This window comes from Paenibacillus sp. FSL H7-0690, assembly GCF_037980415.1.
GTDB classification, from domain to species: Bacteria; Bacillota; Bacilli; order Paenibacillales; family Paenibacillaceae; genus Paenibacillus_AQ; species Paenibacillus_AQ odorifer.
The window spans coordinates 4,599,399-4,615,087 of the sequence record NZ_CP150281.1; the positions used below are offsets into that span (position 1 = coordinate 4,599,399).

Annotated in this window: 14 protein-coding genes; 1 reads left to right on the plus strand and 13 read right to left on the minus strand. The window is 45.5% G+C overall.

From position 1 onward, the window contains the following. Positions 1-90 precede the first annotated feature (90 nt). The 13 genes from MHI32_RS20280 to MHI32_RS20340 form a co-directional block, all read right to left on the minus strand. Positions 91-1,638 carry an MDR family MFS transporter gene (locus tag MHI32_RS20280; RefSeq protein WP_339187780.1) on the minus strand — a complete coding sequence of 516 codons (1,548 nt, stop codon included), beginning with the start codon at positions 1,636-1,638 and terminating at the stop codon, positions 91-93. A gap of 40 nt (positions 1,639-1,678) precedes the next feature. Beyond that, positions 1,679-2,350, minus strand: coding sequence for a hypothetical protein (locus MHI32_RS20285; RefSeq protein WP_076187581.1), 672 nt, complete (start codon positions 2,348-2,350; stop codon positions 1,679-1,681). Continuing rightward, complete coding sequence (locus tag MHI32_RS20290; RefSeq protein WP_076305540.1) at positions 2,343-3,029, minus strand: hypothetical protein; 687 nt, start codon at positions 3,027-3,029, stop codon at positions 2,343-2,345. The genes MHI32_RS20285 and MHI32_RS20290 overlap by 8 nt, the downstream gene beginning before the upstream one ends. 12 nt (positions 3,030-3,041) lie before the next feature. After that, positions 3,042-3,686, minus strand: a complete 645-nt coding sequence (locus MHI32_RS20295) for a YhbD family protein (RefSeq protein ID WP_076301777.1) — start codon at positions 3,684-3,686, stop codon at positions 3,042-3,044. Positions 3,687-3,957: 271 nt separating this feature from the next. Then, on the minus strand, positions 3,958-5,805 hold the full coding sequence (locus MHI32_RS20300; RefSeq protein WP_340010682.1) for a fibronectin type III domain-containing protein: 1,848 nt from the start codon (positions 5,803-5,805) through the stop codon (positions 3,958-3,960). A gap of 324 nt (positions 5,806-6,129) precedes the next feature. After that, positions 6,130-6,738, minus strand: a complete 609-nt coding sequence (locus MHI32_RS20305; RefSeq protein WP_076130800.1) for a 50S ribosomal protein L25 — start codon at positions 6,736-6,738, stop codon at positions 6,130-6,132. Between the two features lie 210 nt (positions 6,739-6,948). Next, on the minus strand, positions 6,949-7,914 hold the full coding sequence (locus MHI32_RS20310; protein WP_036685744.1) for an oligopeptide/dipeptide ABC transporter ATP-binding protein: 966 nt from the start codon (positions 7,912-7,914) through the stop codon (positions 6,949-6,951). After that, positions 7,907-8,890 (minus strand): ABC transporter ATP-binding protein, encoded by a 984-nt coding sequence (locus MHI32_RS20315; protein WP_076281452.1) that lies wholly within the window; start codon positions 8,888-8,890, stop codon positions 7,907-7,909. Before MHI32_RS20315 ends, MHI32_RS20310 begins: the two co-directional genes overlap by 8 nt. A gap of 11 nt (positions 8,891-8,901) precedes the next feature. Continuing rightward, entirely contained in the window at positions 8,902-9,825 is a 924-nt protein-coding gene (gene opp4C, locus MHI32_RS20320) for an oligopeptide ABC transporter permease (RefSeq protein ID WP_036685740.1), read from the minus strand. Positions 9,826-9,841: 16 nt separating this feature from the next. Beyond that, on the minus strand, positions 9,842-10,795 hold the full coding sequence (locus tag MHI32_RS20325) for an ABC transporter permease (protein ID WP_076130810.1): 954 nt from the start codon (positions 10,793-10,795) through the stop codon (positions 9,842-9,844). A 64-nt stretch (positions 10,796-10,859) separates the two neighbouring features. Next, complete coding sequence (locus MHI32_RS20330; RefSeq protein ID WP_076281451.1) at positions 10,860-12,608, minus strand: ABC transporter substrate-binding protein; 1,749 nt, start codon at positions 12,606-12,608, stop codon at positions 10,860-10,862. Between the two features lie 234 nt (positions 12,609-12,842). Further along, positions 12,843-13,745 (minus strand): winged helix-turn-helix domain-containing protein, encoded by a 903-nt coding sequence (locus MHI32_RS20335; protein WP_076281450.1) that lies wholly within the window; start codon positions 13,743-13,745, stop codon positions 12,843-12,845. Between the two features lie 156 nt (positions 13,746-13,901). Next, positions 13,902-14,150, minus strand: a complete 249-nt coding sequence (locus MHI32_RS20340; protein WP_340010687.1) for a hypothetical protein — start codon at positions 14,148-14,150, stop codon at positions 13,902-13,904. Between the two features lie 1,168 nt (positions 14,151-15,318). Here MHI32_RS20340 and MHI32_RS20345 point away from each other — a divergent pair. Next, entirely contained in the window at positions 15,319-15,612 is a 294-nt protein-coding gene (locus MHI32_RS20345; RefSeq protein WP_076308376.1) for a GNAT family N-acetyltransferase, read from the plus strand. Positions 15,613-15,689 lie beyond the last annotated feature (77 nt).

The following is a 15,689-nucleotide window of genomic DNA, read 5'->3' on the forward strand; positions in this document are numbered from 1 at the left end:
CCTAGTTTGTTTACAACCTATTCACTGCATTCCGCATAATACGCACTACATTCCGCTCGTCATTCGAATGCCCGCGCCTTCCGCCACTGCCTAATGCCCGGGCGTCTGAACTTTCCCCTCCGCGGAGGCATCCATTTTCTGGCGCCCCATAAAAAAGGAGGCCAGCAAAGCTAACGCAGCAGGAATAACCGCCCAAGCGAAGGTGTTCGCAATGGAAGAGGAAAGTCCCTCTGTAATTTTGCTCAAAATTTCCGGTGGAATCAGTGCTCTAGTCTCAGGCGACAGCAGGGAATGCGGATCTTTAAAATCCATAACCCCAGCAGCCCCCGCAGAAGCAGCTCCTCCTCCATTTGCTGTGAGCAACTTAGTTAGACTGCCCGAGAAATAATGGCTTTGAATAATGCCAAATGTGGTTATTCCGATGGTCATGCCAAGCGAACGAATGAAATTCAGTGTTGCGCTGGCAGAGCCGCGTTGCTGCGCAGTCAGACCATGAATAGCTGCTGTGCTTAACACAGAGAAGGAAGCGCCAATGCCCAATCCGATTAAAATCATATACAAGGTAACCAAGAGACGTGAAGCTTCCGGAGTAAGCGTTGCTACCAGCCCTGTGCCGATCACCAAAAGTACAAACGTAGGAATCAGCAGATTGCGGTAACTGGTTTTTGCCATCAGGAACCCTCCCGTTGTGGCGGTAATTACTGAGCCGACCATCATCGGCAGCAGGACAAGTCCTGAATTGGTAGCCGAACCCCCTAATACACCTTGGATAAAGATCGGGATATATACGGAAGCCACGATAAATGCAGCACCACTAAATAGCGCGCACAGAATGCTGACGGCGTACAGTCTTTTTTTGAATAACGCAAAGGAAATGATCGGCTCTTTCGCTCTCGTCTCTACAAAAAGGAACACTGCCGCCAATATAGCAAAAGCTGCAAATAAGCCGAGGATCATCGATGAGCCCCAAGCGTATTCTTTTCCACCCAGCTCCAACGCAAACATTAAGCAGATGACAGAGCCCAGCAATGTGCCCGCACCCAGCCAATCAATAGGTTGTTTGGAATGCTCATGTGACTCTTTATAAAAGAAAACGATCATCACAAAAGCCAACAGTCCAAGCGGTAAGTTAATATAAAATATCCACTGCCAAGCAATATGATCGGTGATATACGCGCCTAGCAATGGACCAAAAATACTCGATAATCCAAATACCGCACCAAATGCACCGCCCAGCTTGCCCCGTGTCTCCAGCGGTACGGCGTCGAACATTATGGCAAAAGCAATCGGCACTAGCGCGCCGCCTCCAATTCCCTGAATCGCCCGATAAGCAGCCAGCTGAGTAATCGTATCTGCCGTCCCGCAAAGCGCTGAACCCGCCATAAATACAATAATCCCAAAAACAAAAAACTTTTTACGCCCATACATATCAGACAGCTTGCCAAAGATAGGCATCCCCGCCATCTCAGCTACGAGATAAGCTGATGTTACCCAGACAAATTTGTCCATACCGCCTAGTTCCCCAACAATATTGCCCATTGCTGTAGCAACGATGGTGCTGTCCATGGAGGCCATCAGTATTCCTAACAGCAGACCTGCGATTACAATGCCCAGATTGGGCGCTTTGGCAGCACTCATTTATTCCACTCCCCATTGTCAAAAGATCTATAACTATCTGTTACAGCTTCACTTGATGCCTCACTATTGCATTCTTGTGAATCTCCAAAGCACTACGGTATTCCACAGTATCAATCTCACAGTCCACACCGATGATTACCCGATCTCCTCTGACAATATTTGCTTTTGTATTATTCAGCTCTATCGTATCGCCTTCAATGAGCCCAGCCTCAAAAAGCACTTTAGGATTCTGCTTCATCAAATGCAGGAATTTTCCGGTCTTGCTTTTTTTGATCGTTAAAGCACTGCCTCCAACCTCTTTCGCTCTACTTAGACCATATAAATTGATCTCCAGTTGCTCCGCACTTAGCAGTCCTGCCACATTGAGAGCGCCCGAAATACGCAGATGTTCACCTTCACAATCACCATTAACCTCCAAATTACCGTTAAGATGAATATCGTCGATTTTTACGGAGGCTGCTTTAATTTCACCCTGACCCCGCAAGGCATCCCCTTCAAGATTACCCATAAGTGTCATTTCGCCAGTTATTTTCATTTTGGTCATTAGCAGGTTTCCATCTACCCTGGCATTTCCAGTCAGGCTCAGCTTCTCACAATCTACATCCCCTGCAAAATGACCTTCCCCAGTAACCTTAATATCCCGAAAAAAGCCTCCCGCTGAGGTCGTTGTGCCCATTATTTTCAAATTACTCCGAATTGTTTCTTCAGTCACCGATCTTCTCCACCTTTCCAACCTTTGCTTCAGGATGTACTGTGATCTGATCACGATACTCTATCCGCTCAACAGTACAGCCTGGACCTACAATCACAATATTGCCCCTGATAACATCAGCCGTTGTATATTCCAAATCAATAAAATCTCCTTCAATAGTCCGAGCCCGCAGCTCCGATCTTAATTTAGGGATGATTCCACTTAACATTTTGCTCCAGACTCCACTATTCGTTTGCCGGATCACTAGACTCTCCACACCAATTTCATGTGCCTTTCCCTGCCCTTGCAGTTTGAAGTCTACATGTCCTGCACTAAGTAAACCTCCGACACTAAAGCTTCCTTCCCCCGTAAAATCCTCAAGCTCACAATCACCCTTGATATTCAGCATTCCATGAAGAGTGCAGCTTTCTCCCCGAATGCTCTCTCCGACAGTAATCATTCCGTCCACTTTTAGGGAGTTAAAACGCAAATGGCCCAGCACTTTCATCGTTCCATTGCATTCCGCTTCTTCCGCCGAGAGATCATTCTTCAAATTCATATGCCCGTTTCCTTTAAAAATTCGTGTCACGATGGGTCCCGTTACTTTGCCTACACCATCGATTCGCACGCTGTTATAAGTACCTCCTGCCCCCCCGCTGACTCCGTTTATAATCAGATCCGGCAGCTCTCGTTTGTCCATTACACTAACCCCCTATTCAACAAGCTTAAAAGCAAGCTTACCTTTCAATTGTTCTATTACATCTGCACTTAGTATTTTACTGACCAGCTTTACCCCTTCATCGAACCATAACTCCGCTGGTGCCTGAGCCAGAATAAAGGATGACACCCCCATTTTGCGGATAAAAAATAACTCCCAGCTGCCACTCTCAAGATTGGAGGCTTTATCCATTAAGGTTCGAAACAGCAGCTCTGCTTCCTCCATACTCATCTCCCCTGCACTAAGCAGGCGATCTACAGCCAATAAATAAGTGAGTTGATCGAAGCTATATCCATTCTTGACACCGAGCCTCTCTCCAAATTTCGCCAGCGTCATCGACGAAACAATGTTACGTTCTATAATTTCCGCAGCAGATACACTTACTCTGTCAAAAGAAGCCTTATCTGATAGCTTATCAGCCATTTCATCCAAAGAAAGTCCATCTTTCATATTCACAATATTATCGATACGGGACAAAATCATGTCTTTTGGAAAAAAAGTCTCCTGTCCAGTAAACGTAGATTTACGGATAAACCATTCCTCTGGAATCAACTGCTTCCGCTTCCAGCGGTACAATTGCCCATAAGATATACCGGTTAAATCCAATAGCTGCTTCTTTGAGATCAAATCCTCTTCCATGCTTATCACTCCTTGAAGCCATCGTAACATAACACTGTTACGTTGTAAAACCAATAAATTAAACTCACCTCATACCTACCTACGCTAGCAACCATCGTGTCCTAACGTCTCCCCCAAAGATTTTAAAGCATACCTTAAGAGCAGACCTCCGTCTTGAGAAGGATTTAACGGTCATTCACTATTTTCCCACCCAAAAAAAGACTGCCCCCGCCGCTATAAATGGCAGCATGGAACAGCCTTCTCTTAGAATGATTTTTACGATCTGCTAATCTTACTGAACAAAAGTATAATGTGCTGAATCATATTGCGGACCGGATTTCTCATAAGTGAACCAGTACTCAATACTGCTGCCAGCGCTTAATCCACTCACCGTCTGCTTCCATGTTCCTGAATTATTAGTCATCCTGTAATTAAGCTGGGAACCCCCGTTAATCTTGTAATGCACATCTACATAAAGGGCACTGGTTACAGGTGTGATATAGATACTCGCCTCTGTAGCAGAAAGTCTCGTTACCCCTGCTGTAAAGTCAGCCGTCACATGATCACCGCCTCCGCTGCCTCCAGTGGGATTAGTAGTAACTGTTGCGGTATTACTAGCGGAGGATAAATTACCTGCTGCATCTGTAGCTTTTACTGTAAACGTATAGGCTGTGCTTGGAGTAAGTCCACTAACAGTAGCTGTAGTTCCCCCCACAGTGGACACCTGCTGTGTTCCGCGATAAACAATATAACTTGTAACGCCAACATTATCGGTAGAAGCGGACCAGCTTAAGCTAACTCCTGTATCCGTCTTACTGGTTACCGCTAGATTAGCGGGAGCGGTTGGCGCGGTTGTATCCCCAGTATTACCACCACCCGTCAAATATTGACCTGTGAATGGATTAAACCGGTGCAGGGACATTATTAACCAACCTGTGCTGGAAACACAGTTTTGCTGCGCCATCACCCAATAACTGTTGCTGGACCCTTTCAGCGAGTAGGGAATACCCCCAAGCGAAGCACCGCTTGTGCCTTGTTTTTTAATAATCTCTGTATTAATAGCGTCTGCCTTTGAGGCATTGCCTTGCAGATAATAAGCGAGCGACATGAATGCGCTTCCTTCAAACCATACGTCAGCACCCGTATTGCCAATTTGATTTCCGTTATCGTCATACGCTGGCAATACTTCATCTGTCCAGTCAAAATCATATCCGGTGAGCGTATTCCCAGCATCATTGTAAGTAAGCGTCTGCTTGTAACGCGGATTCGCAAGTGTTCCCGGGGTGCCGGAGGCATTTTCCACATAGGTTAAGCTTGCGCCGTAGTTATGTGTTCCGGATACGCCTAAAGCTAATACTCCCCAAGGATTCACGTCTAAAGGTATTTTGGGGTCGATCAGATTTGTATCGTTTTTCCAGCCCCCCTTGAAACGTTTGACTGTGTCATCCCACACATAATTATCCAGGAAGATTTTGACTCCAGAAGCCGCACTGTTATAAGTGGCTGCCTTTGAGGAATCCACCGAAGCATAATACTGCAATACCCGGTAAATATCGATATTGTGCTCGGTTGAGCTCCAAGGCTCATCGGAATTACTCCAACCACTCCATCCCCCTGCGATACTGCCATTAGCCTTTTTATACTGTAAACTCCAATCTAGTGCTTTGAGCGCCATTGGACGATACCGTGAATCATTATATTGCTTCTCATAAGCCATAGCAGCCATTGCCATCCATACAACGGGTCCCACATGTTTACGGATTTCTTCTCCGAAGCCGTTGTTATACCAATAAGAATTCAGCCAGAAGCCTGATGGATCTTGAATGTCCCGCATTTTGTTCAAAACCTGCTCTGCCCGCGTCCGTTCACCCTTTACAATAAAGGCGATAGCTGCAACCGCTTGATCATATGTGTATACAATCTGTTTGGGGTTGTTTGGTCCCCAGAAATCTTCAAAGCTATCTACCAGTCCCTCAAAAGCATACCCCGCTGTTGCATCCTGCTGGGCCTTCAGCCAGATTAAAGCACGATTTGAAGCGTCACTTGCAGCATCTGCATTCGCTTTTCCACCAAAGGGTAGAGCTACCCCAAGCACCAGCAAACTTGTCATTAAGATCGAAAACAGCTTCCTCATCTTCATAACTTTCCTCCTCTTAATCATGATGAACTAGGCAATAAGAGTTCTTTGAAGCATAAAAACTAAAGCGTTTTCAAACAGCAACAACAGGGACTTTTGAATATTTTACCATGGTAATTGTCCTCATTTTCAGGCTTAGAAACCTGTTCGTCAACGATTTTATGTAAATTTTTAACTAAATGAGGCGAAACAACCAAAATTGCCATTTGAGAAATCATACGAAAGACCAGCATCATTTTTATGAATTCATATTTATGAAGACAAAACAAAAAGAGCAGACAGCTCCTTTATAAGGATTCTATCTGCTCTTTACTATTTATCTCTATACTATTCTGCTTTATCTTCGCCAGCAGTTTCAGCTACAGCGGGTTCAGCAGTATCTTCTTCTGTTGGCTCTTGCGCTGCTGGAGGTGAAATACGGACAATCAATGTGTCCTCAGGCGTCAATACTTCCCAGCCTTCATGCTTCGGCAAATCAGATACCAGCAATTGATCACCAATATCTAGTCCACTGATATCCACTTCAAAGGATGCAGCTATTTTATCTGGAAGTGTGCGAATATCCAGCTCATGCAATTCAATTTGTTGCACGCCGCCGCTCTTCACACCTACTGGTTCACCTGTAAAGTGGAACGCTACTTTTGTATCCAATTTGGCCTTCATATCAATCTGCTGAAAATCAATGTGCAGCAGTTGTTTGGAAATTGGCTGACGTTGGATTTCTTGAATAACCACGTTCTTTTTGCCCGAGTCTGGCAATTCCAAAGTAAGAACAGCCCGTGGGTTGCTGGCTAAAATACCTGAAATTGTCTTAGCATCCGCTGTAAAGGACTGGCTATCTGAACCTGCACCGTACACGACTACCGGTACAAAGCCTTTTCTGCGCTGTGAAGAAGTCGAGCCGGATCTTTCTGTCAAACGTACTGTTGTATTCACGATGATTCCTCCTAAGTAGGGATTTTATACTAGACCGATTAGATATGTACGCCTAACCTAACCACTCTCTAATTACCCCATTGACCTGGCTTTGAAACCTCTCACGACTTTTGAGCCCAGGCAAAAATAAGGTCAAATTGTATTATTATACAATTCAACATTAATTATTCATGTCTTAGGAGTAAATCATTGCTATATTTGTGACAACTATTAAACTAAATGACAAGCTACAAAATGGTTACTGCCAACATCACGAAATACCGGGATTTCAGATCTGCAAACCTCTTGCGCAAAGGGACAACGGGTATGGAATTTACAGCCAGAAGGCGGGTTTACCGGACTCGGAATATCTCCCTTAAGTACAATTCTTTCCCTTTTCAGCTTTGGAATAGGAATCGGAACAGCCGACAGCAGCGCTTTGGTATACGGGTGGAGCGGATTCTTAAACAGTTCATCTCTTGAAGCCGTCTCCATCATAGAGCCCAGGTACATGACACCGATTCTTGAACACAAATGCTCCACAACACTCAAGTCATGGGAGATAAACAAATACGTTAACCCTCGACTCTGCTGGAGCTTACTGAATAAATTAATAATCTGTGCTTGGATGGAAACATCCAGTGCTGAAACTGGTTCGTCTGCAATGATCAGCTCAGGATTCAAAACAAGCGCACGGGCGATCCCAATCCGCTGCCGCTGCCCCCCGGAGAATTCATGCGGAAAGCGATCAATATGATAAGAAGATAACCCGCAAGCCGCTAGCGCTTCAAGCACCAGATCTCGCACCTCGGACCTTGAGCATAAACCATGATCCAGTAAAGCTTCACCAATGGCATCACCTATACGAACCCGTGGGTTAAGTGAGCTATAAGGATCTTGGAAGATCAACTGCATTTGGGGTCTAATATTGCGCAATTCAGCGGGCGACAGGGAGTGAATGTCTATCCCTTTGAACTTGATCTCACCTGCCGTTTTATCCGTTAGCCGTAAAATCGTCCGTCCGACTGTACTTTTGCCGCTCCCAGATTCCCCTACAAGCCCAAACGTTTCCCCAGGTTGAAGTGTGATGCTAATATCGTCAACAGCCTTTACATGCCCAACGGTTCGGTTAAGCAGCCCCTTAGTAACAGGAAAATATTTCTTTAAATGATTGACCTCAAGCAGTGCTTCAGGCATGAACAACCGCCTCCTCATACAACCAGCAAGCTACCTTTTGTCTGCTGGCCACCTCTTTAAGCTGGGGCTGCTGGCTGACACATACAGGCATGCAATGCTCACAGCGGTCATGAAAATAACAAGAGGGCACCAGCTCAAGCGGATTTGGCACTTGACCTGGTATGGAATACAGCTCATCCTGTCGCTGATTGATTACCGGCTTCGATTTGAGCAGCCCTTTTGTATAGGGATGTTTGGGATTGTTGAACAATTCAACAACTTCACCCTCCTCCACAATCTTTCCGGAATACATAACAATCACATAATCGGCCATCTCTGCCACTACGCCAAGATCATGGGTGATTAGTAGAATGGACATGCCCGAGCTATCTTTAATTTCACGCAGCATATCCAGAATTTGCGCTTGAATCGTTACATCCAGCGCCGTAGTCGGTTCATCAGCAATCAATAGCTTTGGACTGCAGGCAATGGCAATAGCAATCATAATCCGCTGCAGCATACCTCCACTTAATTCATGCGGGTAACTATCAGCAATTTGCTCTGGTCGTGATATGCCTACCTGCTTAATCAGTTCAATCGCCCGGATGCGCGCCTGTTTCTTGTTCATCTTCAAATGTACAATCAGCGGCTCCATGATTTGCTCACCGATCTTGATTACAGGATTAAGGGAGGACATGGGCTCCTGAAAGATCATCGCGATCTCATTCCCGCGGATGGTCCGCAGTGTGTTTTTGTCCATTTTCAACAAATCTTCACTCTGAAAATCAATTTTCCCTTGGGCTACCTTGCCCCCGGGTTCCTCAACAAGCCCCATGATGGACATCGCGGTCACGCTTTTGCCGCAGCCCGATTCTCCAACGATACATACCGTCTCTCCCTCGCGAACACGGAAGCTTACATCATCAACGGCTTTCACTTTTCCTTCTTCCGTGAAGAAGTATGTACTTAGACCGTCTATATTCATTAAATCACTCATCTGAGGGTCACCTACCTCTTCTGTTTAGGATCAAGCACGTCCCGGAGTCCGTCCCCAAAGATATTGATCGCGATCACTGTCGCAAAGATCGATAACCCTGGTGGAATCCACAACCACGGCCGATCCTGAAAGTCGATCATATTATTCGCAGCATCAATCATATTGCCCCAGGTTGGAGTTGGCGGCATAACACCTAGTCCAAAAAAGCTAAGAACCGATTCACTCAATATAGCACCACCGATGTTAAGGGTAGCCATAACAATCAGCAACGGAACGATATTCGGCAGCAAATGATTAAACAATTTACGCCGGTCACGGAGGCCTAATACTACCGCCGCCTGCATAAACTCACGTTCACGCAGACTAAGCATTTGCCCCCGTACCATACGTGCCATACCCGGCCAGCTAACAATACTAAGCATCAGCATAACGATATACATCCGATAATCCGTTGGGATCTTCCACTCCGATAATAACGCACCAAAAATAAAGAGCAGTGGCAGACTCGGAACCGTCAACAGAAGATCCGCAATCCGCATTATGATTTGATCGGCAATACCGCGGTAATACCCAGCAATAGCCCCCAAAAGAGCACCGATAAACACCGAAAGAACCATTGACGCTAGTCCCACGGTCAGTGAAATGCGCCCCGCCTGCATTACCCGGGTCAGAATATCTCTGCCCAATGCATCAGTGCCCAGCCAATGCTTCATATTGGGCGCCTTGTTCATCATAGCCATATTAATTTTGTTATCCGTATAGGGTGAGAACAGCGGACCAATAAAACAAAGCGCAAACATAAAGATCACCACCACAAATCCGGATACCGCCAGCTTGTTCTTCAGCAACCTCCGCATGGATTGCCGGAATAAAGAGGATTTTCCTTTGGTGGTCTGCGGCTTCGCAATCCCAGCTACATTACTTTGAACTGCCACGTCAGCTTCCTCCTCTCTATAGCCGAACTCTAGGATCGGCAATCCGGTACAAAACATCCGAAAGCAACGTTCCTATGACGGTAAGTATGGCAATAAACATCGTAAAGCCCATCAGCAAAGGATAGTCCCTTAGTCCGAAGGACTGCATATACAGTTGGCCAATCCCAGGCCAATTGAATATTTTCTCAATAATAAGTGATCCGCCAAATAGTGCCGGAAGCTCAAAACCAACCAGTGTAATTGCGGGCAGCAAGGCATTACGTAAGGCGTGTGTAAAGAGCACCTTGCGTTCTTTCAGGCCTTTGGCGCGTGCCGTACGGATATAATCCTGTTTTAAGACATCGATCATATTGCTGCGGAAATAACGAGTGAGCGAACCTAATCCCAGAAGGGTCATAACCACAACCGGAAGGGTCATGTGCGTTACGATCTCCTTAAAGTAAGCCAAACCCGTAGCATTACTACCCGTGGTGATTATTCCACCTGGAGGCAGCCACTTGAGATCGACGGCCAGGATTTTGATCAGGAATAAGCCTATAAAAAATGACGGTAGCGACATGGCTGCGAATATAGCGATCATCACGAGTGTATCGAACCAGGAATATTGCTTATAGGCCGAGATGACGCCAATAATGACCGCAATCACCCACGTCAGAAACGTAGATACGGCAGCCAGCAGAAAGGAATTCCAAATATAATCATTAAAAAGCTGCAGCACAGGCTTTTGTTGGGCTAAGGAATACCCGAAATCACCATGCAGCGCATTCTTCATCCAGATCCCATACCGTTCAAGCACAGGCTTATTTAAGCCGTAGATTTCACGCAGCTCAGCTTTGCGTTCAGCGGTCAATTTAATATTTCCGGTTATGAAGTCACCGGGAGTTGAAGCATACAGACAGAAGATCAATAATGATGCCGCAAATAAGATGATGACCATGTACAACAGTCTTTTCGATAAATAAGCGCTCATGACAGACTCCTTATGATTCGTCCCCTGCCCTTGAATCCAGTCAGGGCAGGGGACACTGGTTTATTTATTTCAGGCTCCAAGTTGGCAGACTGCCAGCAAGACCGATGAACGGGCTGACCGATAGATTCTCAATACGTCCGTTATAGGCGTATACTGTCTTTTTATAACTTGTAAAAATAATAGGCAGTTCATCATTGAAAAGCTGATACAGCTCTTTATATACCGCTTTGCGCGCCTCAATATCAGTAGTGGCCAAGGCTTTGTTGTACAGCTCCAGGAATTTCGGATTTTCATAATCTGTGATTTCTCCATCGAAGAATTGCATGAACCCGTCAGACGGATCAGTCAACATGCTTGTGGAGAAGGATACGAGATCGTAGTCCCCACCTTCTACTTTCGATACCAGTGAGTTAAAGTCTGCGAAAACCTCAGGCTGGAATTCGATACCCAGCGCTTCAAAATTCTCTTTAGCTACAGCGATGAAAATATCTGTGTTTTTACTCTTCGAACCGAGGTAATGGATGGACAGCGGTTTGCCATCTTTTTCACGGATTCCCCCCGCGCCTACCGTCCACCCAGCTTCATCGAGTAATTGTTTTGCTTTTTCCGGATCATATTTGTAAGGATTAATACCTTCCTCAGTGTAAGACCAGGAAATCGGCGATGCCGGGATGTTGGCAATAGACCCTGCACCTTGTGCTGCATCCACATAAATACTCTGACGATCCAAACCGTACACAATAGCTTGACGTACAAGCTTATCCTTGAGCTGCTCATGCTTCAGGTTAACTTGCAAGTAACCATAGGTGCTTGGAGTGTAAGGAATAATATTCACAAAACCGAGTGCTTTCAGCTTCTCGATATTCTCGTCTGTCGCACTAAAGGAAGCGTAGTCCACTTCACCAGTTTCTACGAACTGCCATACGTCGCCTTCCGTAGTTTTGTAGATGAAATGCTCCGTCTTTGGTTTACCTTTGAAATAATTCTCATTTGCTACAAAACGCACTTCTTGACCTGGAATAAATTTTTCCAGCTTGTAAGGTCCATCGCCAAGTGGCTTCTCATGCAGCTTTTTAATGTATTCAAGATTTCCAATTTTATAGTCCTTGCCATAGTAAGCTTTCGACAGTACATTCGAGCCGAGCTGTACCAGCGCCGTTGCGTTTGGTTGCTCAAGGGTTGCTGAGATCGTCTGTGGATCAATTACTTTAATGCCCTCAACTGTAGGGGATGTACCTTCCTTATAGGCTTTGCCGCCTTTAACATTTAGCGATGGAAGCTGGGAGCTACCATCATACGATTTGTCGTATTGGATCGTCCATGTAAATGCCACATCATCCGCTGTTAACGGTGAACCGTCGCTGAATTTCAAATCTTTTCTCAAGTGGAAAGTGTATGTAAGCTGATCATCCGAAACATCCCAGCTCTCCGCAAGTTCCGGCGTTGGAACGCCTTTGTCATCAACAGTTACGAGAGAAGCGTATAGCAGTGAAGAGACATTGCCATCATAACCACTTTGTTGAAAATAAGGAGTGAACGCTCCGCTTGGGTCCGTAAGCCCGACGATAATGGTATCTGTACGTTTCTGGGCCACCGCTGGAAGTTTGGATAAATCCGTGGCAGTAAAAGGTTCGCTTAGAGCACCCGCAGGAACGATCTCTGGTGCAGTGGTTGCTTCCACATTGGTTGAATTGGAGACTGCAGCCGCATTGTTTGCGGATGAGGATTCGTTATTACTGTTGTTAGCGCAAGCAGAAAGTAACAGTGACCCCGTAAGCAGTAATGAAGTGATTACAATCGCATTTTTTCTCATGTACCTATCTCCCTTTTCTCTCTGAATAGAATAATAACTATAATTCCTACCCGTTAAGTATGAATAACATCTGATGTTCATTATAGAAAGGTTTTTTAGTTCTGTAAAGAGAGAACTTCAAAAAAATTCTCCATAAACAGAATTAGGCGATAATTAAAACAAATAAAAAAAGCCAAAACCCTCTCTGCATAAGAGAAGTCCTGGCTTTCAGGCGGTTATATTTTTAAAAAATCATTATTTCAAATACTCGAATAGCTGCTCATTCATCCGATGAATGCCTTCAAGACGCAGACTGTATCCGGTGACATTCTCCCCTTCAATATAGGCATGAAGTAAACCTGCACAACGAAGATTAAAAATATGATCATGCACAATCCCCTTCGAGATCCCCGCATGCTTAACAATTTCGGTAAACGTCTTACGGCCACCACTCAGGGCTTGGAGGATTTTTAGCCGGCTTTTTTCACTCAGACTACGGATCGCTCTGTACATAAAAGGGGAGATTTCCTCATTCTCCATCGATATCCACGCCGCATAATGGCAGATCGTTAATTCACCGTAGCAATAGATAATATTAGCAGGCTGAAAATGATACTGTGGAATCAGTACGAGCTTCTTAAGCCCATCCGTAGGCATGAAGTAAAATCCGTTGGTCGTCTTGTTCACGAAATCCGCAGTGTCCAGTCCATTAAGCTCCATGTTCTTGGCATCCGCATGCTGCTGCAGTTTTCTCAAAATCGCAGGATTGCATTGGCTAAAGTACTGGCGGTTCCACTCGGAGAGTAAAAATACTACGCGGTTACGGTAATCCTCCATATGGCTTGGAAATACCTTTACATACTTTGATAAGGTCTCATATAACTCACCAACCGATAACCCTTCAATCCAGTTCAACACACTGTCTACTTCATCTTTAAATGGACAACAGTAAATGAGCAGATTCAACATTTTCCACTCATTGTTTAGTTCGGTTTCTTTCAGACGGGATAACAGCTCTTCACTGAGCGTGCTTTCAATTTCATTAGCCCACGCTACCCCTAAATCAATCTTCTTATAGGATTTTTTGCAGAGATAAGTATGTAAGCTGTTCAACAATTCATAAATCGATCCAAATTCAACCTCAACCTTGTATTCCACAATGATTCCTCCTGCTAGCGGTTCTTTTCAGTAGTGAGATATTCTCTTAATCTTATTGTATTATCCTGAGAATACGCAAGCTACTCTATAAACGGGAGTGCATAAAAATTCATTAGCTGTTATTTCAGCGCCAAATTTTTTTTATTGCACGGTGGTTTAGCTGTTATTTCCGTTAGCGTGGACGCTATCGGACTCTGTAGAGCTTGTGCTAATAGCGTCTGCCGTAGGCTTCAGCGGGAGATCAGGACTCTGCGCTATCGGACACAATTGACCTTGTGCTAATAGCGTCTGCTGGGTCCGCAATCTCCAGCGGGAGATCAAGACTGCACTATCGGACACAACTGAGCTTGTGCTAATGGCGTCTGCTGGGTCCGTAATCTCCAGCGGGAGATCAAAACTCTGCACTATCGGACTCCATAGGCGCTATTGACACTATAAATGCCTATTTCGTGCCTATTCCAAAGGAATAGCTGCACTGGGGTCCGAAACTTTGCTCAAAAGGCTAAATATGTGCAAATAGCGTCTGCTGGGTCCGTAAACATCAGTGGGGAAATCAGGACTCTGGTCCATAAGCATCAGTGAGGAATTAGGATTCTGGTCCGTAAGCTTCTGCTGCGGATTAGGATCCTACGCTATCGGACTCAGTTGACCTTATTCGCAGGATTATCCCGTTTTTTGTTTGCGATCGGACTCCATAGGCGCTATGGGCATTAAAAATGCCTATTTCGCGACTATTCCAAAGGAATAGCTGCACTGGGGTCCGAAACTTTGCTCAAAAGGCTAAATATGTGCGAATAGCGTCTGCTGGGTCCCTAAGCATCAGTGGGGAATTAAGACTCTGGACCGTAAGCTTCTGCGACGGATCGGGATCCTACGATATTGGACACCTATCGGACACAGTTGACCTTATTCGCAGTATTATCCTCTTTTCAGCATGCTATCGGACTCCATAGGCGTTACGGGCATTAAAAATGCCTATTTCGCGACTATTCCAAAGGAATAGCTGCACTGGGGTCCGAAACTTTGCTCAAATGACTAAAAATGTGCAAATAGCGTCAATTGGGTCCGTTAGATTCCGCAGAGGATTAGGACAAGCGAGAGTTCGGGGTTCGGGGTTCGGGTTCGGGTTCGGGGTTCGGGGTTCGGGTTCGGGTTCGGGTTCGGGTTCGGGTTCGGGTTCGGGTTCGGGTTCGGGTTCGAGTTCGGGGTTCGGGGTTCCATGGATCCAGCGTTCTGAGGTTCCGAGGTTCCGGGGTTCCGGGGTTCCGGGGTTCCAGCGTTCCCAGCGTTCCCAGCGTTCCCAGCGTTCCCAGCATTCCCAGCATTCCCAGTGTTCCCAGCGTTCCCAGTTTTCAGCTTACCAAAACAAATACTCGAGGTTAGTTAACTCTCACTTGCTCATATTCTGCTATAGCCATGTTGCCCACATGAACAAAAATGCAGTGCAGCGATCCTCGGGTAACAAGGAAAACAACAATCAGCCCGAAGAACAATCAATCTGGTTCGCTCCTCGCTTTTTGCAATTCATGGTAGTAAAATATAGGCAATAACTAATTAGGAGTGAAGCCATAAGATGCAAATTCAAAATGAAAACGGACGTTTTTTTGTTGCTAATGACGGTAAGGACCTTGCCGAAATCACATACAGTTTGGATAAAGGAACCGGGGAATTGGTCATTGACCACACTCGTGTCTCCGAAGAACTGCGCGGGCAAGGTACTGGACAAGAGCTTGTACGTGCTGTTGTGGACAAGGCTCGGAATGAGAATTTAAAAATTGTACCCGTATGCTCCTATGCTGCGCATCAATTCGAGAAGCACCCGGAGTACAAAGACGTGCTGAGCGGGAATACTGGCGGGAGAGCTTAAACCTGCTCCCGTTTCCGCGAAGCTTTTTTAGTAACTATGCGAACTTATAATAGTTCAAATACACTTTAGGGGGAAAC